Raw genomic sequence first — 21769 nt, 5'->3', positions numbered from 1 at the left:
TCATGAGCTTCATCCTGCGCCGCATATCGACGACCAAGACGGGCAAGCAGATCGTTCGGGATCAGCCGCTGCCCGGTACCAGCATCACGCTGGGCCGCGACGGCGGCAACACGATCCACGTCGCCGATCTGGCGGTGAACCCGCAGCATGCGACGATCAGCAGCGCCGACGGCCGCCATGTGCGGGTGCAGGCGAGCGAGGGGCTGGGGTTCGACCTCAACGGCCGGACGCTCGACATCGCCGACATCGACAGCGCGGCGGGGGCGGAGCTGCGCTTTGGCGGCCACCGGCTGACGATCGCGCGCGAGGGGGAGAATATCATCCTGCTCGTCGAGCGGATCGACGAACTGTCGCAATCGTCGAAGGATGTCGACGAGGCCCGGGCCTTTTCACTCGCCGCGGTGATGCCGGGGCGCCGCATGGGCGCCTGGGCCTTTGCGCTGGTCGTGCTGCTCGCCTTTCTGGTCGGGCCGATCTGGGCCTGGCACAGCTATCGCAGCGTCGATGTCCGCCCGCAGGGCTATCATGCCGACAAGGCGTGGCTGTCGGGGCCGCTGTCGAGCGCACACGCCAGCCTGAAGAATGATTGCCAGGCGTGCCATGTCGACGCGTTCGTCGCGGTGACCGACAAGGCGTGCGTCGGATGCCATACGGGCGAGCATAAGGCGATGAGCGCGAGCCATGCCGATGCCTCGACCGCGATGCTGCTCGCCGCGCGGCACCCGCCGGGTGTCGGCGAGAAAGTCCTCGCCGGCTTCGCCAAGGCGTTCAACAAGCCGCAGGGGCGCTGCGTCGAATGTCATACCGAGCATGAAGGCGCGGGGCCGATGCCGCCGACGCCGCAGAAATTCTGCGCCGATTGCCACGACGGCATGGCCGCGCGGCTCAAGGCGGCAGGCTTCAAGGTCGATGTTGCCGATGCCGGCGATTTCGGCACCGCGCACCCCGAATTCCGCCCCCTCGTCCGCGCGGCGCCGGGCGCCAAACCGGCGCGCGCGATGCCCGGCACGGGGCCACTGGTCGATTATGACGGCCTGAAATTTCCGCACGACGTCCATCTGGCCGCCAACGGCGGGGTGGCGCGGATGGCGGCAAGTTTCCGCGGCCAATATGATTTCGGGAAGAAGCTCGAATGTCAGAATTGCCACCGCCCCGATGCCGACGGGGTGCGGATCAAACCCGTCGTGATGGAACGCGACTGTGCGATGTGCCACAGCTTGGCCTTTGAAACCGTCGGCGGCGTCACCCGCACGCTGCGCCATGGCGAGCCCGATCAGGTCGTGGCGGACCTTTACGCCTATTATCGCTCGACCCCGCCGAGCCGGCCGCTGCAACTCGGCGGCATGGAGCGGCGGCGGCCCGGCCAATATGCCGACGGTCAGCTTTACAATATCTATTTCCGCGAAGTCGCGGTGCGGCCCAATCGCGCCGCCGATGCGGTGCGCGCGGTCTTTTCCAAGGGCGGGGCCTGTTACGACTGCCACACGATTTTTGCCCCCGCATCGGGCAACAATTGGCGGGTGATGGCGGTGAATCAGACCCCGCGCTATCTGGAAAAGGGCTGGTTCGATCACGACGCGCACAAGGCGACGAAATGCGCCGACTGCCATACCGCCGCGCCGGGTTCGAAGGCGGCCAGCGACCTGCTGGTGCCGGGACTGCGCCAGTGCCGCGACTGCCATGTGGGCGAGGGCGGGGCGCGGCTGGTGAAGGTCGAGACCGCGACCGAATCGCCGTGCGCCATGTGCCATGAATATCATTCGGACGGCGGCAAACCGTGGATGCCGGCGCGTCAGCGGAAGGTTAACAGCGCGGCAATCACGCATAAACCTCTGGCTGCTATCTATGATGTGAGCCTGATCACAGGCACCGAGGGGCGGGGCCTTTATGATGTGACGTGGCGCACACCTTCCTTGCACGGGGCAAGGCGGGGCGGGTGAGATATTGAAGGCCGCCAGCGGCCGAGCAGGGGACGGATATGCTGATCGCCCAGATCACCGATATCCATATCGGGTTCGATCCGGACAATCCGGCCGAATATAACCGCAAGCGGCTCGACGATGTGCTCGACGTGCTCATCGAGGGGCCGAACCGGCCCGACCTGTTGCTCGCGACCGGGGATATCACCGATCGCGGCGATGCCGACAGCTATCGCCGGCTCGCCACCGCCTTTTCGCGCTGTCCCTTTCCGGTCTGGCCGAGCGTCGGCAACCATGATTTGCGCGACAATTTTCACGCGCAGTTTCCGGGCTTCGACGACGGCAACGGCTTCGTGCAATATGCGATCGATCTGCCCGACGTGCGGCTGGTCACGATCGACACGCTGGAGGAAGGGCGCCACGGCGGCGCTTTTTGCGACGCGCGCGCCGCATGGCTCGACGCCGAACTCGGCCGCGATACGACCAAGCCGACCTATATCGTCATGCACCATCCGCCGGTCGAAAGCGGCATCGAGTGGATGAACACCCATCCCGACGAACCGTGGGTGCATTGCTTCACCGATGTCGTGCGTGGCCATCCCCACGTCCGCGGCCTGATCTGCGGCCATTTGCATCGCAGCGTTACCGTGGCGTGGGAGGGGCGGACGGTCGCGATCTGTTCGTCGACTGCGCCGCAAGTTTCGCTCGACCTGCGCCCTATCGACGAAAATCATCCCGACGATCGCCCGATGATCGTGGCCGAAGATCCAGCCTATGCGCTCCATCGCTGGAACGGCCGTGAGCTAGTCAGCTTTTATGACCATGCCGGCGCGCACACGATGCTCGCCAAATATGACGCGCGGCTGCAGCCGCTGGTGCGCGAACTGAAGGCCGAGCGGCCGGCTTAGGCGAGGCTGGCAAGGGCAAGCACGCCCTCGATCCCGCGGCTCGTGATCGCCGGTTCGACGCCGAGCGGTTCGGCGGGGACGCCGAGGCGGTTGACCCAGGCGGTGCGGTAGCCGAACCAGGTCGCGCCCACCGCATCCCACCCGCCGAACGCCGCAAAGCCGATCTGTTCGCGCGGAATGTCCCACGCGTCGAGCGCCATCGCATAGGCCTTGGGCGACGGTTTGAAGGCGCGCACGCGGTCGGTACTCAGTGGCGCGTCGAAATAATGGGCGATGTCGTTGCGTCGCATATTGGCGGTGAGCGTGACGGCGCCGAGGTTCGACAGAAAGGCCAGGCGAATTCCGGCGCCGCGCAGCGCTTCGAGGGCCGGACGGACATCGGGCCAGATGTCGAGCGCGTCGTAAGCGCCGACGAGCCCCGCGCGGTCGGCATCGCTCAGCGTAACCTGCATCGCCGCAGCGGTGTGCCGCAGCGCCGCGTCGGCGATCGTGCGGAAATCGCGGTACCGGCCGGCGGCGGTTTCCAGCCAGCTATAGCCGAACAGCTTGGCCGACCATTGGGCCGCAAAGGCCTCTCCCTCGTCGCCGACGATGGCCTTGACGCGCGCTGCAACGCCGCGCGGGTCGAATATCGGAAAGCCGTCGAAGCCGATCGCGCGGATCGGCGCGGCCGCGGCGGCGCGCGCGGGAAGCGCGGTGGCGACGGTCGAAGCCGCGGCGCCGATCAGCAAGGTGCGGCGAGGAAGAAGGGGGAGCATGGCAATCCTTTGCGCGACGGGAGAAGTCTCTTCCCATTCGCGCGAAAGGATCGAAAGGTGACGGCGCGGGCGATCAATAACCCAGGGTCAGGTCGACCCGCGGCTCGACCGCTTCACCCTTGTGCCAGCGATCCAGATTTTCGAGGAAGCGCTGCGCCGAGCGGACGAACATCTTGTCCTGCGCGCGGCCCGACAGGTGCATCGTGACATGCGCATTGTCGAGGCTCCACAGCGCATCGTCGGCGGGCAGCGGCTCGGGGGTCGTCACGTCGAGAAAGGCGGCGGCGATCTGCTTCGCGTCGAGCGCCGCGACCAGCGCATCCTGATCGACCACGCTGCCGCGCGCGATGTTAACGAGCGTGGCGGTCGGCTTCATCGCGGCAAGTTCGGCGGCGCCGATCATGCCATCGGTTTCGGGCGTCGCCGGAACCGCCAGAATCACCCAGTCGAAGTCGCTCAGTTTCGCGCGCCACTGGTCGGGCGTCAGCGTGTTGGGGCCGCCTGAGTCTTTAGGGGGCGACCGGCGCACGATGGTCACATCGACCGCAAAGCCCTTCAGCCGCTCCTCGATCAGCTTGCCGATCGCGCCATAGCCGAGCAGCAGCGCCTTCGATCCGAACAGTTCGACCTTGCCCGGCGAATCCATCAGCCATTCGCGACGATCCTGCGCCCGCACGACCTCGCGATAGCCCTTGGCCACGGTCAACATTCCCATCACGACATATTCGGCGATGGTGATCGCGTTGATCCCGGCGCCGTTGGTGACGACCGTCCCGCGCTCCGCGAGCAGATCGAGCGGCATGCCATCGACCCCGGCATAGATGGAATTGAGCCATTTCAGCCGCGTCGCGGCGGTGATCGTTTCCGCCATGTCGTCCTTGTCGTACATGTCGAACCAGCCGATCTCGGCCTCGGGTGCCATCGCCATCGCCTCGTCCTTCGTCGTGAAGAAGCGCGGCTCGACCCAATCGGGCAGGCGGCCTTCGACCAGCGGGCGGATCAGGCCGGACAGGACGGTGACGGTCTTGGTCATTGCGGGCATCTCTTCCGTTCGATTTTGCAACCGATCATGGCGATGTCCGATGCCGCCCGCAAGCGGGAGGCGAAACTTATTCGCCGAGGCGCCAATCCCAACCGAGCGGATCGCCGTCCATCACCTCGACGCCCGCGGCGATCAATTCGTCGCGGAGCTTGTCGGACGTGGCGAAATCCTTTGCCGCGCGCGCTTCCTTGCGGCGGGCGAGGGCGGCTTCTATTTCCTCGTCCGTGATCGTCGCCGCTTTGGGGCGGATGCGCAGATCTTCGCGCAGCAGATCCAGAAGACCGATGCCCAGAACCGCGTCGATGGTCCCGATCACGGCGCGCTTTTGTCCGGCATCGGTCTTTTTCATCGCGATGACGTCTTCGAGCAGCGTCAACGCGACCGAGGTGTTGAGGTCGTCCGAGATGGCGGCGTCGAACTTGCCGAGCAGGTCGGTCAGTCGGCGATCTTCGACCGCTGCGGCGGGAATGTCGCACACGGGAGCGACGCCCATCACCAGCCGTTTGAGCCGTGTGAGCGCCGCTCCCAACCCCTCCCACGAAAATTCCAGCTCGCTGCGATAATGCGCCTGCAGGCACATCAGGCGGTAGGCGAGGGGGTGGTAGCCCTTGTCGATCAGCAATTGCAGACGCAGGAATTCGCCCGAACTCTTCGACATCTTGCCGCTGCGTTCGACCAGGAAATTATTGTGCATCCACATCCGTGCGCCGCTGTCGGCCGAGCAGCTATGCGCCTGGTTCTGGGCGATTTCGTTCGGGTGGTGGATTTCGCGATGGTCGATGCCGCCGGTGTGGATGTCGAACGGAAAGCCGAGCAGCGCCTCCGACATTACCGAACACTCGAGGTGCCAGCCCGGCGCGCCGCGGCCCCAGGGCGAATCCCATTCCATCTGGCGCGTTTCGCCCGGCGGCGTCTTGCGCCAGATCGCAAAATCGGCCGGATGCCGCTTGCCGTCGACGAGATCGATCCGGCTTTCGCCTTCGTCAGTCCCGTGGCGCGCGAGGCGCCCGTAGTCGGCCACGCTCGTCGTGTCGAAATAGAGACCGCTGTCGAGTTCGTAGCAATGTTTGTCCGCGATCGCCTTCGCGAAGTCTATCATCTGCGGCACATAGTCGGTGGCGATCGACCAATGCGCCGGTTGGCGGATGTTCAGCGCCTTGATGTCGGCCCAATAAGCCTCGGTATAATGGCGCGCGATGTCCCAGATCGACTGGGCGCGTTCGGCCGCCGCCTTTTCCAGCTTGTCCTCGCCCGCATCGGCGTCGTCGGTCAGGTGGCCGACGTCGGTGATGTTGATGACGTGGGTGAGCTGGTAGCCCTTGTAGGTCAGCGTCCGGCCCAGCGTGTCGGCGAAGACATAAGCGCGCATGTTGCCGATATGGGGATAATTATAGACTGTCGGCCCGCACGAATAGACGCGCGCTTCGCCGGGGTGGACGGGCGCGAAGGGCTCCAACTGGCGCGTCAGGCTGTTGAACAGCCGCAGCGGCGCGCCGGAAGCGAGGGCGGGGGTATCGGTCATGACCGCGCCCATGCCCCGGCCCGCCCGTCGGCGTCAACTGTGCACACGCGCGTCAGGGCGTCGTCGGCGTCCAGAGATCGTCGTTGCCCGCGCCGGTGACCGGATCGTCGAGCAGCGGCGCGCCGCTCAGCGGCTCGATGCCGCGGATCGTTATAAGCGGCACGGGCAAGCCGGTGCCGCCGCCGTCGCCGTCCCCGTCACCATCGCCGCCAACCTCGTCCTCGACGACATCCTGCACGGGGAATTGATTGCCCGGATCGATGAAGGTGCAGCCGCCGGTGCTGATGATCAGGCACCCGTTGAAGGTTGACCGCATGTCGATCGTGACGCTGGTCGGGACCGAACCGTTCACGGTGAGGAACGGGATGGTGTCGAGCCCGGTGACTTGCCCGTTGGCGCCGAGCCGGACGCCGTTGATGACGATCCGCACGCCCGAAGACGGCGCATCGACGTTCAGCCCGCCCGCGGCGAAGGTCAGCCCGCGCCGCTGTGCGTAGTCGGTCCCGGCACCGCTGTTCTGGACATAGAAGCCGCGGGACGTCGTGACGTTGATGCCGCCGGCGAACAAAGCGCCTTCGTCGCTGGTGACGCCGTCATTCTGTGCGAGGCGCGTGTCGATCGCGCTGGTCGAGGTCGCTGCTTCGACATCGGTGATGGCCGCCGCGGTGGCGACGAAGATATCGTTTCCGCGCAGATCCAGCACGCCTTCCGGAGCGCCATTCGCCGAAAGACGGATGCTGCCCTGACCCAGAATGATCTCGACACGATCGTCGCCCGAAAGCGTCAGCCGGTTCGCGCTGGTCAGGCCGGTCAGTTCGACCGCACCGATCACGCGCGCCCGCCCCGGCGTCTGGAGCGTGAGCGAGCCCGCCGCGCCCAGATTGGAATTGCCCGCCAGCGTGAAGCTGTCGACGATCAGGTCGGTCGCCGCTGCACCGTTGGGCGCGTTGACGGTGATGTTCGTCGCGAACAGCCGCGTCATCTCGGTCGCGTCGGCGTGATAGCCGTTCTGCGTGCCGCTGCCGCCGACGAAGGTGGGCGTGGCACCATTATTCGTGAGCGTCAGGCTCTGCGTGGTGCCGGCGGTCCCGACGCGGCCCTGTCCGGCAATCACGATATCGTTCGACGCCAGCGCGATGCGCGGACCGCTGACGATGCCATCGACCTGAATGGCGCCGCTTGCGGTCGCGTTGAGGTCGCCGCCCGCCGACAGGTCGGTCAGGGCGATGCTGCCGCCTGTCGCCGCGAGATCGGCGCTGCCCGCCACGCTGCCGCTTGCGATCGAAAGATTGCCGGTCGAGCGGATCAGCGCGTTGCCGACATTGGCGGCAAGCGACGCGAATTGCATCGCGCCGCCGCGAATGTCGATGCTGTCGCCGCTCGCCGTGATCGGCCCGGCGGCGTTGAGCGCATCGACGCCGATCGCGCCGTCGCTGCTCGTGAGGGTGGTCGTCCCGCCGACGGTGATGGCGCCGAAATCGATGGCATCGACGGCCGTCAGCGCGAGATTGCGGCCTGCAGCGATGGCGTCGCCGCTGATCGCACCCGCCGAAGTCGCGACGATGTCGTCGAACGCGTCGAGGTTGGTGAGGACCGTATCGCCTCCCTGCGTGCGGATGCTGCTGTCGCCGCCGGTGATGCCGAGGCCCAGCGTCGTGCCGCTGTCAAGGGCGATCGTCGTCGCCGCCGACAGCAGGATATCGTCGCCCGCCGAAAGGTTGGTGGCGTCGATCGATGCCGCCGACGATGTGATATCGATGTCCGACCCGTCGATGCTCGACGTGCCTTCGCCCTGACCGATGGTAAAGCCGTTCCCCGGCACATAGTTGATCGTGAAGCCGTCGAGCCCGGCGCCGGTCGCGTCGAGCCCGTTTGCGATAACCGCTCCGGCAGCGCGGACGTCGATGTCGTCGCCTGCCGCGACATTGGTCAGATTGGCGGTCGTGCCAGCAAGGACGAGCAGATCCTCGCCGGCGGTCGCATTGGTGACCGTGGCCGCCTGTCCCGCGTTGACGCCGAACATGCGCGCCGCACCGCTGTCGGTCAGCGTGGCGTTGCCCGCCGCATCGGCGAAAACATTGCCGTCGGCGATCGCGCCGGTTGCCGCATCGGCATAGCCGCCATTGGCCGTCGCCGATGCGTTGATGTCCGCATCCGACGTCAGCAGGATGTCGCCGCCCGAGACATAGCTCCCGCTGATATTGCCCACCGCGGCGACGACGATCGACCCCGCGACATCGGCATCGCTGATGCTCACCGCGCCGCCGGTGCCCGTCGCGAACAGCGGCCCGGCGCCGGTGACGGGGCCGGTGAGTGCGATGCTGTTGCCGGAGAGGCTGATCGAGCTGCCCGCGTCGATCGATCCGCCGGCGATCCCTTCGGCCCCCGGCGCAGTGCCCGAGGCGTTGAGCGTGACGAAGCCGCCCGCGCCGATGTTCGCGAACTGGATCGACTCCCCGTCGACCGAGACATAGCCGCCGGCAGTGGAGTTGCCGAGGTCGACCGCGCCGGGTGCGGTGATGATGATATTGCCGCCGGTGATGATCGAATTGAGCCCGGTACGGAAACTTGCCACGCTGGCGATGAAATCATTGTCCGCTTCGGCATGTTCGACCGATCCCGCACCGCTCGCGGTCACGAAAATATTGCTTCCCTGCAGCCTATCGACGCCGATCGCGCCGTTGGACGCCGTCAACGACAGGTCGCCGCCCGCAATCAGGAAAGAACCGGTCGCGCCGCTGATGCCCGATCCCGCGGTCGCGGTGAAGTCACCACCGGCGCGGATCGTCGGCGGCGTGCCTTCGCCGAAATCGTGGCGGATATCGATCTGGTCGCCAGCTTCGATGGTCAGATCGCCCGTGATGTCGAACAACCCCGCCGCCTGCCCATAGACACCGACCGAGCCGTCGCTACGCAGCGACGCGTTGCCACCGACATTGATGGTGCCATCGGTCGTCGCGACGAAGATACCGCTTGTCGCAACGTCGGTGTCATTGTTCGTCGGATCGGAGATGCCGTAGTTTTCGGCGTCGAGGCTGGCGAAGTCGATGGTGCCGTCGGTGCGGATCTCGATCCGCCCGGCCAGCGCGCCGCTTGCGACCAGCGTCGTGTCGCCAAGGTCCATCGCGCCGGGGCCCGACTGGGTTGCCAGTGCCTCGATGACGATACGCCCGCCACGGTCGGCGAAGATCGCGCCGTTCGCGCCGTTGCCGCCGTTGCCGCCCGCATCGACATTGCCGTCGCCGCCGATGCCGCCGTTGCCCGATGTGCCCGCCACGCTGATGTTCACCCGCGCACCCGCCGAGCTGACCGTGCCGCCATTGGCAAGCAGATGGACGACGCCGCCCGAACCCGCCCCGCCATCGCCGCCATCGCCGCCGGTGCTGCCCGGTATTTCACCATTGAAGGCGCCGTTGCCGCCATCGCCGCCGGTGCCGCCGCTCGCCAGCGTGACCGGCCCGCCGTTCGCGCCGGCGAGGGTGAGCGTCGCATTCTCGCTCGCGACGGCTTCGATCGTGCCGCCGGTGCCGTCGCCGCCCTTGCCGCCATCGGGTCCGACGGGGTTCAGGAAGAAGGTGGAATTGCCGTCGCCGCCGCGTCCGCCGGTGCCGCTGGCCATGAAATTGGCCTGGGTGATCGACGCCGCGCCGTTGGCGCCCGTCGCCTCGACGCGCGCGGTGCCGCCGGTTGCTGCGCCGCCATCGCCGCCCGCGCCGTCATTGCCGGTGCCGCCGCCGCCACCGAGCGCCGAAGCGTCGAGCATGACGCCGAGCGGCCCGGCGTCGAAATCGGTCACGATCAACTGGGCAAGGCCGCCCGTCGCGGCGCCGCCGTCGTTGCCGACCGAGCCATAGCCGCCAAGTCCGCCCGACGCCGCCGCGCGCGCGGCCAGCGTGTTGGCGACCCCGACCGTCGCTGCGAGGTGGATCGTTGCCGTCCCGCCGGTGCCGGATCCGCCGCGGCCGCCGACGCTGATACCCGCAGGGGCGCCGAAGCTGCCCGAATCATAGCTGTTGCCGCCATTGCCGCCGATGCCGCCGGCGTCGGCAATCAGGTCGCCGGTGTCGATCGACCCGTCGGTGACGGTGATCGATGCCTGACCACCCGTGCCCGCACCGCCATCGCCGCCGTTGCCGACCGCGACGCCGATGCTGCTGAAATCGCCGCCGCTGCCGCCGCGGCCACCCGCATAGGCCGCCAACGTGCCGGTATCGATCGCGATCGGCCCGTCGATGACGATCGTCGCGGTGCCGCCCTGTCCATCGCCGCCATTGCCCGCAGGCTGAACCGGGTTCGAGAAATCGTCGTAGCCATAGTTGCCTTCGCCGCCGACGCCTTCGGCATAGGCGGCCGCGGTCGAGGCGCTGAAGCTGCCGTCCGACAGGGTCATGGTCGCGGTGCCGCCGATACCGTTGCCGGTGCCGGTCAGCGTCGAGCCGCCATAGCCGTTGGCGGTGATCGACATGTCGCCGAAGCTCGCATCGCCGCCGGTCTGCGTATAGCTGATGGTGCCGCCTTGGCCGGTGCCGCTACCGGACCCGGGTTGGCCGCCGAAGCCGTTGGCCGACAGGGCGAAGCGGCTTGCGCTCAGCGTGCCGTCGCTCAGCGTGATGACGACATCGCCGCCGACGCCATTGGCCGCGCCAATGCCCGCTCCGCCGGGCGATTCGACATTGCCATAGCCGCGCCCCTCGGCATCGGCCGCAAAGTCGCCGAGGGTCATGGCGCCTCCGTTCAGCACCTCGATCAGCGCAGAGCCGCCGAGGCCCACCGGGACCGCGCCGCCGGCGGGATCGGTGTTGCCGCCCGAATAGCCGCCCATCGACAGCCGGATCGTTCCGGCCAGATCGATCGTGCCGCCATCGGCGTGAAGCCCGATGAAACCGCCGAACCCATTGGCACCGCCAACGCTGTTGCCGCTCTGCCCATCGGCATTGAAGCTGCTGAACTGGCTGGGGTCGGTGGCGCTGATGCTGCCGCCGCCCAGGGCAAAAAGATCGATGTTGCCGCCCTGCGCGGCGCCGGTGCTGCCAGCCGAATTGGCCGAGCTGCCGTTGGCGGTCAGATAATAATAGCCGGCATCCACTGATCCGCCGTCGGCGTTGATGAGGATGTTGCCGCCGTCGCCGGTGCCGCCGCTCGTCGCCACCGTGAAGCCGCCGAAGCTGCCGCCGTCGGCGGTCATCTGCAGCATGCCGTCGGTGGTGATCGACCCGCCGTTCGTCGCGTCGATGCGAACGCCGCCGCCCTGGCCGTTGCCGATATTCTCGCTGCTCGAAACGATGCCGCCGGCGTCGAGCTGGATATAGAAGGTGCTGGCGATCGTCGCGCCGTTGCTTGCGGACAGGCTGACGGTGCCGCCCTGCGAGTCCCCCGAGACGCCCGTATCGCCGCCCGAACTCGAGGCGCCGCCATTTTCGCCGTTGGCGAGAACGATCAGCGAGTTGAGATCGAGGGTGAAGGCGCCATCGGCCGACACCGACGCATCGCCGCCGGTGCCGTCGCCGCCCTGCGGCCCAGTGGCCGCATTGGCGCCGCCGCCGAGGCCGCTTGCCGACAGATAGAGGTTCCCCGGCGCGATCTGGGTCGAATCGTCACCGCTCGCGCTGAAGGACGCGGTGCCGCCGACGCCGTTTCCGGCGGAGGCGGAGAAGATCGATCCGCTAGAACTCGACTGGCTTCCGCCGCCAAAACCCTGAGCATTGATGTCGGTCGAACTCGATATGAAGGTCGTGCCAGGCCCGCCAGCGGTGATCCGCGCCGTCCCGCCTGCGCCGTCGCCCGAGCGGACAAGGCCGGTCTCGCCCTGACCATCGGCGGTCACGCGAACGAAGTTGCTGGCCTGAACCGTGGCGCCGTCGGATATATCGAGCGTGGCTGTCCCGCCCTGGCCGTCGCCACTGTCGTCGGCGACGGTAGGACCGCTTGGTCCGACATAGGCGCCGCCGCCGAGTGCACCGGCATCGACGATCAACGAGCCGACATTCAATGTGCTGCCGGGGCCGCTGACGCTGATGCTCGCGGTTCCGCCGATCCCGGTTCCGCCGGCGCCGCTGTCGGTGAATCCGCCCAGACCGCGCGCGCTGACCGTCACGCTATTGGCCGACACGCTGCCGCCGTTAAGGACGGTCAGACTGGCATTGCCGCCCTCGCCAACGCCGGTCACGATATTGGCATCGCGCGAGGCCGACACGAGGATGTCGGTGCCCGCCGCCAGCTGTCCGCCGTCGACGGTGATTGCCGAGGCCGCTTTCGAACGGACGATGAACTGGCCGGTCGCGCCCACGGCCTGAACCGCGCCGACGTTGATCGTCGCGCTGTTGTCGCCCTCGAACAGCGCATTGCCCTGAACGAGAATCCGGCCAAGCTGCGGCGGCGGGACGAAGGCTCCGCCGACCGGCGGAATCGTATCGATGGGCTGGCCCAGAAAATCGCCACTCGCGCGTGCAATGGTGTTGCTGCGGAACAGCGTGTCGTTGATCGTGATATTGGCCCCGACGCTGCTCGCCGGCGCGGTGTCGATCGCCCCCCCGGTGATGTTATAGCCCCCCGACAGGATGACGGCGCCGTCGGAATCGGTCACCGCCGAAACAGCGTCCTGATAGCCGATCTGGCCCGACACGAGCATCGATACGGCGTCATTCTTGGGAATGGCGACCATATAGATGCGCTGGGCGCCGCCGCTGACCTGCTGTTCCGGTCCCGTGGTGATGCCGCTGTGGCTGATGACCTGACCGCCCTCGGCGCCGGTCAGGACGTTGATGTCGAACAGGCCCGCGTTGATGCGGATGTCGGCCTGTTCGGCGGCGACATAGGCCGCCGACCCGTTGACGTTGACGATGCCGTCCTGGACGATGCGCGGGGCGACCAGCGCGACATAGCTGCCGCCAGCCGCGCCCATATCGGCAGTGATAGAGGCGCCTGCGTTGATACGGATCGCAGCGGTGCTGCCCGATGCGCCGCGAAAGCGAATTTCGCCGCCCGGCCCGAACAGGCCGCCGGTCGTGTCGATATCGTTGGCGGTAAGGACAAGGCTGCCGACGTTGATCGCGCTGCCGCTGTTCAGCAGGATGCCGCCGGCGTTGTAGAACCAGATGCTGCCGCCCGGCGCGCCCGTCGCGGTGTCGGTGCTGTTGATGGCGCCGCTCAGCGCGATCTGCCGGCTCAGCGATCCGCCCGATCCGTTGACGAAGCGGTTGAGCACCACATAATTGCCGTTGCCGCTGAAATTCCAGGCGTTGCCGGCCGGCAGGAAGTCGATGTCGCCGCCGGTCGGAGCGTTGTCGGTCGGAACCCAATTGATGATCGTCTGCGACCCGCCGGTGGTGACGGTTGTCGCGCCGGGTCCGGGCGGCGAGATGGTCGCACTTCCGCTCACGACGGTGCCCGTCCCGGCGACCTGCGCCAGCGCCGGCCCGCCATAGGCAAGCGCAGCAAGGCCCGCGGCGATCGCGCAGCCCTGCAACAATTGGCGCTTCGCCGTCCGTGCGGCGGGAAGGTTGGTGTTTGCGGTCTTGCGCATGGCGGTGGTTTCCGGTTCGAATTGCATGATCAACGAGCCCTCACACCGAATTGCGTCGTCAGGGACAGCAGGAAGCGCGGGTCGGGCTTTTTCGCCAACAGTGCCGGTCGGTTCAGCGGCACCGCGACGGTCATGTCGAGCCGGCCGAGCGTGCCGTAGGCAAGCCGCACGCCGCCGCCCGCCGAGAACAGCTTTTGCGGATTCAGGCCATTGAAGCTGCTGTCCTTGTTCCAGACCCATGCCGCATCGAAAAAGGCGAAGGGCTGGATGGCGAGCGCCTTGGTATTGGCGGGGACGAACGAGCCGTAGCGCGCCTCTGTCGTCACCGCGACCCCGCTGTCGCCGATCACCGTGCCGGGATCGAAACCGCGTCCGACGGTGAAATTGCCGCCCGAAAATTCTTCATAGGCGACGAGAGGATCGCTCGCCCATTGCGCGCGCGGCGCCACCGACAGGGTGAATTTGGGGATCGGTCGCCAGTCGGCCTGTGCGTTGGCGCGCAGCACGAAGGCGTCGGGTTTCGCCTCGATCCGGGTCAGCGGAACCGCACCGGGCAGGAAGCAGGCGGTGCCGCCGGGGCCGCAGTCCTTGCTGGCGCCCAGGAAATCGACGCCCTGGCGCGCTTCGAGCGAGGCGCCGAAGGCCCAGCGCGGCTCGGCGGGGGTGTAGCCGTGCCGGCCCGCGATCGATGCGGGATCGGTCCAGTTGCCATCCATATGCAGGTTGAAGACGCGCACGCGGTCGCGGTTGAGGGGGACGCCGCCGATGGCGATATCCTGATCGATGATGTCGAGCCCGCCGCCGATCTGAATTCGCTTCGCCTGCGTCAGCACGAGCGGATAGCCGGCGAACAGGCTGATGATCTGCGTATGCGATTTCAGCGGCAGCGTCGCGACATCGGGGCGCGTCCATGCATAGGTATAGCTGCCGCCAAGCCGCAGGCCTTCGCCGCCGACACGCATTTCGTGCGACAATTGCAGCACCTGCTGCTCTTCGAAATCGGCGGTCGAATACAGGCTGACGGTCGTGAGGTCGCCCATGCCGGTCAGGCCGGCGGCGCGCGCGCGGACCATGCCGCCCCAGCGGCCGACGTCGTGCGACCCGAAATTCTGGATATTGGCGTCGAAAGCGAACGGCGTGCGCGTGACCGTGACCTCGCCGATCACTTCGCCGGGCGCATTGCCGGGACGCAAGGTCAGCCGGGCATCGAGGCCGGGGATGTCGCGCGCGAGCAGCAGATAGCGCTCGGCATCCTCGACATTGAAGATCGGCGCATCGTCGAGATGCGCGAGATAGCGTTGCAGCAGCCGTTCGTTGCTGCCGGCATCGCCGCGCACTTCGACGCGCGCCAGGCGTGCCGAGAGAATGTCAAAGCGGACGATGCCGTCGCTGATTGTCTGAGGCGGGACGCGCACCGCGGCAAGATAGCCCTTGGCGCGCAGCAGCGTCGCGGCGCGGTCGCGAATGTCGCACACGACCGCGATCGGCAGATCCTGGCCGACCTTGTCCGACCAGGCGGGCGCGAGCATGGCGGTGTCGATCCCCGGCGCGGCAGAGAATTCGGCGCTGCGCAGCGTCACCCTGACATTGGCGAATTCGGGTGCGGCGAGCGGGCAGGGGGCGTGTTCGATGCTGTCGTCGGCCGACACGACGCGCTCGCCCGCCGGGGCGATCGGCGGCGGTGCGCTGCGGTCGATTTCCTCGCGCGTCGGGACCGGCGGCGCGCTTTGCGCCGATGCGGCGGCCGGCCCCATCAAGGCAGCGATCGCCACCGAACCGGCGAGCGCCGCACCGAAACCTGTCCTGTCGCCCTTGACCGTCATATTACCCCCAACCCCGAGCGCAGCCGTTTTCGAACGCGCTCCAGCGATCCTGCGGCCCCCACGGGCAGCTAGACCAATTTATCGACCCAAGGAAAGGACTTGCGGCTCTATCCGGCCGCATAGTCTGCAACAAATATCAGACCGGCGCGGCCCCTTCAATGCCCGCCAGCCGTGCGTTCAGCCGCCGCTCGCTTCGGCTTCCGCCATCGTGTCGACGAGCCGGTTGAGCTGCGGGGTGCAGCCCTTTGCCATCAGCGCATCGACCGATGCGTCGGGGGTCGCTGGCACCTCTCCCATCGGCTTGAAGCGGATGGTGACGGGGGCGCTGAGCCCGCCGCCCGACAGGCGATAATCGACGTCATATTTGACGGGCATCGCATCGGACGGCCATTTGCGGAAATTGGCGCCGACGACGAAAGCAACGGTCTGCGTCTTGCCGTCCTGCTCGATCTTCAGAAGCTCGTCGGTGTCCATATAGGGGCGCCACAGCATCAGCGTCGCGGGATCGGCGACGCAGAAGGTGCCGGCTTCGCGATAGTCGATGAACCACAGGTTCGGCGCGCGCAGTTCGGCGGGCTTGGGTTCGTCGGGACCGCGCGAAAACCCGCCGCGCGATCGCATCGACGGGCCGCTGGCGAGCATCCGCGTCACCGCGCTGCCCATCGTCTGGTTCGACTGGATCGGGCCGCTGGCGCCATAGGTGCCGGGCCCCGACAGGGTGCGCGTCTTGCCGCCCTGCATCAGCACGATCTTGTCGCCCGCCACCAAGGTCAGCTTGTCGCTGGCCTTCAGCTTTGCGCCGGTCGGATATTTGGACGCCGACGGGCCGGTCGAGCGCACGACCATCGATTGCGCCGCTGCGGTGCCGGCAACCGCGAAGGCAATGGCGGCTGCGGCCGCGGTCAGGCCCAGGCGGCGGGTCCGGAAGTCAGGAAAGGACATAGCTTTCTCCCTTGTCGGTATCGTTCAGGCGTTCGATCAGGAACATGATGGACAAATCCTTACCCCATTCGGCCGCCAATGCTGTGGCGCAGGTCACATAGGCCTTTTTATCGCCCGCCGCATGCGCCGCAACCAGCGCGCCGATCGCGGCGCGCTGATCGGGGCGAAGGTCGGCGCGCGGGGTGAAGACGTCGACCGGCTGCGCCCGCCCGCGCAGCGTCACCCGGCCCATCGGCACCAGATCGTCGCGCCCCGAGCGCTCAGCGGCTTCGGCCGAGATGAGGACGCCGGTCTTCAGGCTCTTGTTCGCTGCCTCCAGGCGCGAGGCGGTGTTCATGCTGTCGCCGAGCGCGGTATATTGGATGCGATCCTCGCCGCCGAAATTGCCAACGATCGCGTCGCCGACATGCAGGCCGACGCGCGTCATGCCGATCGGCGGCACGCCCTCCGCCATATCGACGCGAAAGGCCTCGCCCGCCTGATACATGGCGACCGCCGCCGCCGCCGCGCGCGCACCATCGTCGGGACGGCTGATCGGCGCCCCCCAGAAGGCGACGACCGCGTCGCCGACGAATTTGTCGATCGTCCCGCCATGTTCGAGGACGATGTCCGACAGGCGGTCGAGATATTCGTTGAGCAGCCGCGCCACCGTTTCCGGCGTCACCGCATGGCTGAGCTTGGTGAAGCCTTCGAGGTCGGTAAAGACGCAATAGATGTTGCGCCGTTCGCCGTGTAGCGAAAGCTGATCGGGATCGCGCATGATCTGCGCGGCGACATCGACAGGCAGATATTTGCCGAGCGCCGACTGCGCGAAGGCGCGCTGACGCGAGCCGATCGTGCGCGCCGCCGTGCCGACCGCCGCATAGCCGAGCAGCCAGCCGACCGCCCAGCCGAAGGCCGGCAGGGTCGTCGTGTCGATGCCGTGGCGATGCAGCCAAAAAGGGAAGGCGACGAAGAAGGCAAGCTGCCCCAGAAACGCAAGCGCGACCCAGCGCGCGCGCATGTCGATCAGGCTGGTCAGTCCTCCGGCGACGACGACGAGGATGGCCAGCACCCACAGCGACGGTCCCGGCACCGGTTCCGGCCAGTCGCCGTCAAGCTGCTGCGCCAGCATATGCGCATGAACCTCGAGCCCGATCATCGTTTCGTGAAGCCCGGTGATCGGATCGACAAAGCGGCTCATTGGCGTGTTGAACTGGTCGTTGTCGATGATGTCGCCGCCGATCAGGACATAGCGTCCGCGCACCAGCTCGGCGAGGCCGGCGAGCATTTCATCGTCCATCGGCACCGCAAACGTGTCGATCGGTATGTTGGCGAAGACCGGCTCCTCCTGTCCGGCATTGGCGCGGGCGGGCAGGAGGAAGCGAATATTGCCCTGATAATCGGCGTGGCCAGCGTCGACCGGCGCCAGCGCGTTCGCCATCAGCGGCGGCAGATTCTTCGGCCGGTCGGGCCAGCGGCGGATCACGCCGTCGCCGTCGGTGCGGAACAGGACGCTCGTCGGCCGGGTCTTGCCGGTGCGCACATCGGCGATGAAGGACTGCAGGAATTTTTGCTGTTCGTAGAAGATGGTATTCGGATTGCTCGCCTGTTCGGCATAGGCGAGCCAGGTCGGCGTCGTCATGGCGCGCAACTGCGTCTTGAGCAGATCGTCGTCGGGGCGCGGCGAATCGAAGGCAATATCGATGCCGATCGCTTTCGCGCCCATGCGGTCGATGTTGGCAAGCGCGCGCGCCAGCAGCGTCCGGTCGAGCGGCGAGCGGATGCCGGTATTGAACAGCGTTTCGTCATTATAGGTAATCATGACGATGCGCTGATCCTGCGCGACGTGCGGCGCCATCAGCGTCGCGCGCGCATCGTAAAGCGCGCGTTCGGCATCGTTGACGAGCGGCATGTCCCAGCTGAAGCGCGCGAACAGCGTCGCGACGATCAGGAAGAGGATCGTCGCCGCCATTCGCGACGGGCCGAGCTGCATGACCAGCCGCCGGACCCGCTTGCGCAGCGGGATCGTCGCCGGGCCATTGGCGGCCGGCATTGCGTCGGGCGGGGCGTCCGGGGCGATGCTCGCGGTCATCGGGTCAGCGCGCCGCGCGTCCGGTCGAAACTCCGGCGGCGGGGGCGATGGCGGTCGTCGTGGGGAGGCCGTGCAGCAGCGGCTGCGCGCCGTCGCCGATGATCGCGAACCCGGCCCAATAATAGGGATGCGAGGTTTGCTGGTCGTTCATCAGCTGGCTTTGCGTCGTCCAGAGCGCATCGGCGACGCTTTCGCCTTGCGGTGCGGCGAACAGGCCGCCGATCAGCCGCTTGGTTGCGTCGAAATCGTCGGGCGCCGGCCAGTGGCTCGCTATGACCGAACGCCCACCGGCGCCGATGAACGATCGGACGAGACCGTCGAGCGCGCTGCCGCCGCCGCTGGCGACGCCGGCTTCGCGCGTTGCGGCGACCGAGGCGGCGCCCGCGGTATCGCAGGCCGACAGGATCACCAGGTCGGCGTCGAGTTTCAGGTCGAAGATTTCCTGAAACGTGAGCAGGCCGTCCGAATCCTTGTCACCGAACGAGGTGACGAGTGCGGGGCGCGCCGGGCAGGACGGCTTCGGCGCGGTGACGAGACCGTGGGTTGCAAAATGGATGATGCGATAGTCGCTGAGGTCGCCGCGTTCCTTGACCGCGGTATCGGTGAAGGCGCCGCCGGTGAGCAGGGTGGAGCTGTCGCGCCCGATGGTGCTGCTTGCGGTCACGAGTTCGGCCGCAGAGATCGGGCGCGCCCATTGCGAGGCGCTCCACTGGCAGGTGCCGTCGACGCTGTCGCTCGCCGCACCGCGGATGCCGAGCGAGGGCAGGATGCCGCCGGCGAGCGGCAGATTTTCGCCAAGCCCGAAATATTGCCGCCGTGCGGTCGATGGCGGCGCCTGGCGCGCGTTGCGGAAGGCGAGCGCCGATACCGCTGTGCTCGGCCGGGTCGAGCGCCCGAGCCAGGCGATGTCGCGCATGTCGAAGGGGTCGGCGGCGGGATCATTGACCCGCTGTTCATAGGCGGCGAGCCCGGTGTCGGAGGTGATGAGCAGGTTGACGGGAAGTTTCAGCATCGCGCCATCGGGTTCGAAGACAAGGTGCCTGATCGCCGGCAGGTGATCGGCGGCCGGGCCGAACAGCTGGACATAGAGTTTGCGCGCGGTGGCCGCGTCGAACGGATAAGTGACGCGGCGCCCGTTTTCGACCGTCGAAATCGTCGAGCGGATCGCATCGACCGCATTTTCGAGGCCGACTGCGTCGGTGTCGGCGCGCCAGAGCTGTGCATTGCCCGGCTCGATCAGCATCGCATAGACGGCGTCGCCGACGACGAGCATCTTCAGATAGGCTTCGTCGGGGCGCAGTACCTGCTGCAATTCGCCGAGATCGAGCTTGCCCGACGATACGACGCGATATTGCGGGAACGCCGACAGTTTGGCGACGGTTTCGGCCTGCTGGAACGACAGATTGTCGATCTGTGTCTTCACATCGGCGAGCCGTGCGACGACCTCGCCGGTCGCGGGGAGCTGGATCAGGCGCGCTTCCTCGATCCGCGCGCGTTCGATGTCGCGATTGAGCGTCGTCGCCTGACGGAACAGCCGGGCGCCGTCGCCGTCGCCGCCCGACAATTCGCGCGCCAGCACAGCCTGCGTATCGGCGACGCCGGGACGAACCTGGAGCTGGCTGGCGACGAAGAAATCGGCGACGGCGGCGGGATCGGTCGGCGCGCGTGCCGCAAGCAGGCGGTAATAGGGCGCCATGATATTCGCCATGCCGGTCGACGACCGCTGCGTGTCGGCGAGCGCCTTTACCACCGCGTGATAGAGGGCGAGCGCCTCGTCGTCGCGGCCCTGGCGGGTCAGGAAGGCGGCGTAGCGCGCGCGGGCCGAAGCGAGCGCATTGGTTTCGGGATATTCGATCGCGAGCGCATCGACCGATTCGCGGAAGCGCGCATCCGCCGCGCCCATGTCGCCCAGTGCCTCTTCGGTCAGTGCGAGCTCGCCGAGCATCTGCGAACGCAGCCGGACGATCGACGTGACACGCCCCTGCCGCACGGCCAGCGCGTCAGTCAGACCCTTGAGCTGGAGTTGCTTGGCGGACTTCGCATCGCCGCGGAGGCGATCGACGGTGCCGAGCAGATGCGTCGCCTGTGCGTCGATGATCTGCGCGCGCTCGAGCGGGCTCAGACGCTCGCTGTCCGATGTCTGGCGGATGGCGCGGGCGTTGCTGCCGCTGTTGACCCCCGCGGTGATCGCAGGGGTCAGCGTGACGCTGCCGTCGGCGGTTTCGATCGACGCGGTGGTCGGCGGCACCGGACGCTGCAGGATTTCGGCGGCGCGCGCATAGTCGCGCTGGTTGAGCGCATCGATCGCCTGAAAATTGCGCCGCAGCCGCAATTGCACGGGGTCGCTCGTCGGGATCGCATCGACTTCGGCGAACAGGCGCGCGGCTTCAGCAAATTCGCCGAGGTTCGATTTCTGGAGCGCGCGGTTGAGCGTGAATTCGCTCGGATCGATGTCGCCGGTCGACGCATCGTTCGCGGTGCGGCGCGACAGCGCTTCGAAAAATTCGGCCGCTTCGGCATAGTCGCCGCTGTGGTTGCGGCGATAGCCTTCGGCGAGCGCCCGGTCGAGGTCGATCGTCCCGGCGAGCGTGCGCGCAAAGCCCTCGTCGCCGCCGCCGACCGACGTGGTCGCGACCTTGATGACGCCCGGTGCGACCTTGTGCTGGCGGATCGATTGGAGCGCGAGCGTTAGCGCATCGCCATAAGCGGCAAAGCCTTCGGCGGTGTAGGCGATCGCGCCGTCCATTTCGATGCGGCTCGCCCATTCGACGCTGCTGCCCTTGATCGTGCAGCGCCCATCGGCGCCGCAGACGATGTCCGGATCGCGCGCCGCCGCCAGCCGCTGCGCCGCCTCGGCTTCGCTGGCACGCAGCGCGCGGATATAGCCGACGGGCTGGCTCGCGTCGCGGCAGACGATCACCCAGGCGCGGTCGAACATGCCCTTGACGACGGCGTCGCGGACCGTTGCCTGCACTTCGCACAGCGAGCCGCCCTGGCTGCCGATCGAAAAGCTGTCGCGGAGCGTCGGGTCTTCGCCTTGTGCCCAGGCCGGGACAGGCGCCGATGCGGCGAGCAGCGCCAGCAAGGACAGGCGAAACGCAGGTCGTACGGTCATCACGATATTCCCCCAGGGTCACGGCATCGGGCACCTGGCCATCTGGTTGGCGGCAAGGCGCAGTCTGTTGCTGCGGTACGACCCATTCCCGTTGCGGCGGACCCTAAACCCCTTGTGGCGAAAAGGGAAGTGATCTGCCGCACA

The 21769-nt window shown here is 67.3% G+C and carries 10 protein-coding genes; 2 read left to right on the top strand and 8 right to left on the bottom strand.

Annotation, left to right across the window (positions count from 1 at the left end):
- Positions 1–2: 2 nt before the first annotated feature.
- Both P1IM2_RS06315 and P1IM2_RS06310 read left to right on the top strand, forming a co-directional pair.
- The gene (locus P1IM2_RS06315; RefSeq protein ID WP_186401831.1) at positions 3–1940 is read left to right on the top strand and encodes a cytochrome c3 family protein; all 1938 of its coding nucleotides are present in this window, start codon (positions 3–5) and stop codon (positions 1938–1940) included.
- A gap of 38 nt (positions 1941–1978) precedes the next feature.
- Complete coding sequence (locus P1IM2_RS06310) at positions 1979–2827, top strand: metallophosphoesterase (RefSeq protein WP_186401830.1); 849 nt, start codon at positions 1979–1981, stop codon at positions 2825–2827.
- Here the strand turns inward: P1IM2_RS06310 and P1IM2_RS06305 are convergent.
- From P1IM2_RS06305 to P1IM2_RS06270, 8 genes are all read right to left on the bottom strand, one after another.
- Positions 2824–3585 carry a haloacid dehalogenase type II gene (locus tag P1IM2_RS06305; RefSeq protein ID WP_186401829.1) on the bottom strand — a complete coding sequence of 254 codons (762 nt, stop codon included), beginning with the start codon at positions 3583–3585 and terminating at the stop codon, positions 2824–2826. The two genes, P1IM2_RS06310 and P1IM2_RS06305, sit on opposite strands and share 4 nt — an antisense overlap.
- A 73-nt stretch (positions 3586–3658) precedes the next feature.
- Positions 3659–4618, bottom strand: a complete 960-nt coding sequence (locus P1IM2_RS06300) for a D-2-hydroxyacid dehydrogenase (protein WP_186401828.1) — start codon at positions 4616–4618, stop codon at positions 3659–3661.
- Positions 4619–4694: 76 nt separating this feature from the next.
- Positions 4695–6149: a cysteine--tRNA ligase gene (gene cysS / locus P1IM2_RS06295; RefSeq protein ID WP_254535861.1), complete on the bottom strand. Its 1455-nt coding sequence runs from the start codon at positions 6147–6149 to the stop codon at positions 4695–4697.
- A 52-nt stretch (positions 6150–6201) separates the two neighbouring features.
- Positions 6202–13698 carry a hypothetical protein gene (locus P1IM2_RS06290; protein WP_186401826.1) on the bottom strand — a complete coding sequence of 2499 codons (7497 nt, stop codon included), beginning with the start codon at positions 13696–13698 and terminating at the stop codon, positions 6202–6204.
- A 2-nt stretch (positions 13699–13700) separates the two neighbouring features.
- Entirely contained in the window at positions 13701–15494 is a 1794-nt protein-coding gene (locus P1IM2_RS06285) for a ShlB/FhaC/HecB family hemolysin secretion/activation protein (protein WP_186401825.1), read from the bottom strand.
- Positions 15495–15671: 177 nt separating this feature from the next.
- Positions 15672–16436 (bottom strand): hypothetical protein, encoded by a 765-nt coding sequence (locus tag P1IM2_RS06280; protein WP_062902125.1) that lies wholly within the window; start codon positions 16434–16436, stop codon positions 15672–15674.
- Positions 16423–18510 carry an adenylate/guanylate cyclase domain-containing protein gene (locus tag P1IM2_RS06275; RefSeq protein WP_186401824.1) on the bottom strand — a complete coding sequence of 696 codons (2088 nt, stop codon included), beginning with the start codon at positions 18508–18510 and terminating at the stop codon, positions 16423–16425. Before P1IM2_RS06275 ends, P1IM2_RS06280 begins: the two co-directional genes overlap by 14 nt.
- A 4-nt stretch (positions 18511–18514) precedes the next feature.
- Positions 18515–21625: a CHAT domain-containing protein gene (locus P1IM2_RS06270; RefSeq protein ID WP_186401823.1), complete on the bottom strand. Its 3111-nt coding sequence runs from the start codon at positions 21623–21625 to the stop codon at positions 18515–18517.
- Positions 21626–21769: the final 144 nt, after the last annotated feature.

Source organism: Sphingopyxis sp. P1IMeth2, from assembly GCF_900185685.1.
GTDB classification, from domain to species: Bacteria; Pseudomonadota; Alphaproteobacteria; order Sphingomonadales; family Sphingomonadaceae; genus Sphingopyxis; species Sphingopyxis terrae_A.
The sequence above is the reverse complement of the archived record's forward strand: the minus strand, read 5'-3'. Positions and strand labels throughout refer to the sequence as shown.

Bases quoted from the DNA above. Each gene is read 5' to 3' on its own strand.
- P1IM2_RS06310 (WP_186401830.1), top strand. From the start codon at position 1,979: ATGCTGATCGCCCAGATCACCGATATCCATATCGGGTTCGATCCGGAC.
- P1IM2_RS06275 (WP_186401824.1), bottom strand. From the start codon at position 18,510: ATGACCGCGAGCATCGCCCCGGACGCCCCGCCCGACGCAATGCCGGCC.
- cysS (WP_254535861.1), bottom strand. From the start codon at position 6,149: ATGACCGATACCCCCGCCCTCGCTTCCGGCGCGCCGCTGCGGCTGTTC.
- P1IM2_RS06290 (WP_186401826.1), bottom strand. From the start codon at position 13,698: ATGCAATTCGAACCGGAAACCACCGCCATGCGCAAGACCGCAAACACC.
- P1IM2_RS06280 (WP_062902125.1), bottom strand. From the start codon at position 16,436: ATGTCCTTTCCTGACTTCCGGACCCGCCGCCTGGGCCTGACCGCGGCC.
- P1IM2_RS06315 (WP_186401831.1), top strand. From the start codon at position 3: ATGAGCTTCATCCTGCGCCGCATATCGACGACCAAGACGGGCAAGCAG.
- P1IM2_RS06285 (WP_186401825.1), bottom strand. From the start codon at position 15,494: ATGACGGTCAAGGGCGACAGGACAGGTTTCGGTGCGGCGCTCGCCGGT.
- P1IM2_RS06270 (WP_186401823.1), bottom strand. From the start codon at position 21,625: ATGACCGTACGACCTGCGTTTCGCCTGTCCTTGCTGGCGCTGCTCGCC.
- P1IM2_RS06305 (WP_186401829.1), bottom strand. From the start codon at position 3,585: ATGCTCCCCCTTCTTCCTCGCCGCACCTTGCTGATCGGCGCCGCGGCT.
- P1IM2_RS06300 (WP_186401828.1), bottom strand. From the start codon at position 4,618: ATGACCAAGACCGTCACCGTCCTGTCCGGCCTGATCCGCCCGCTGGTC.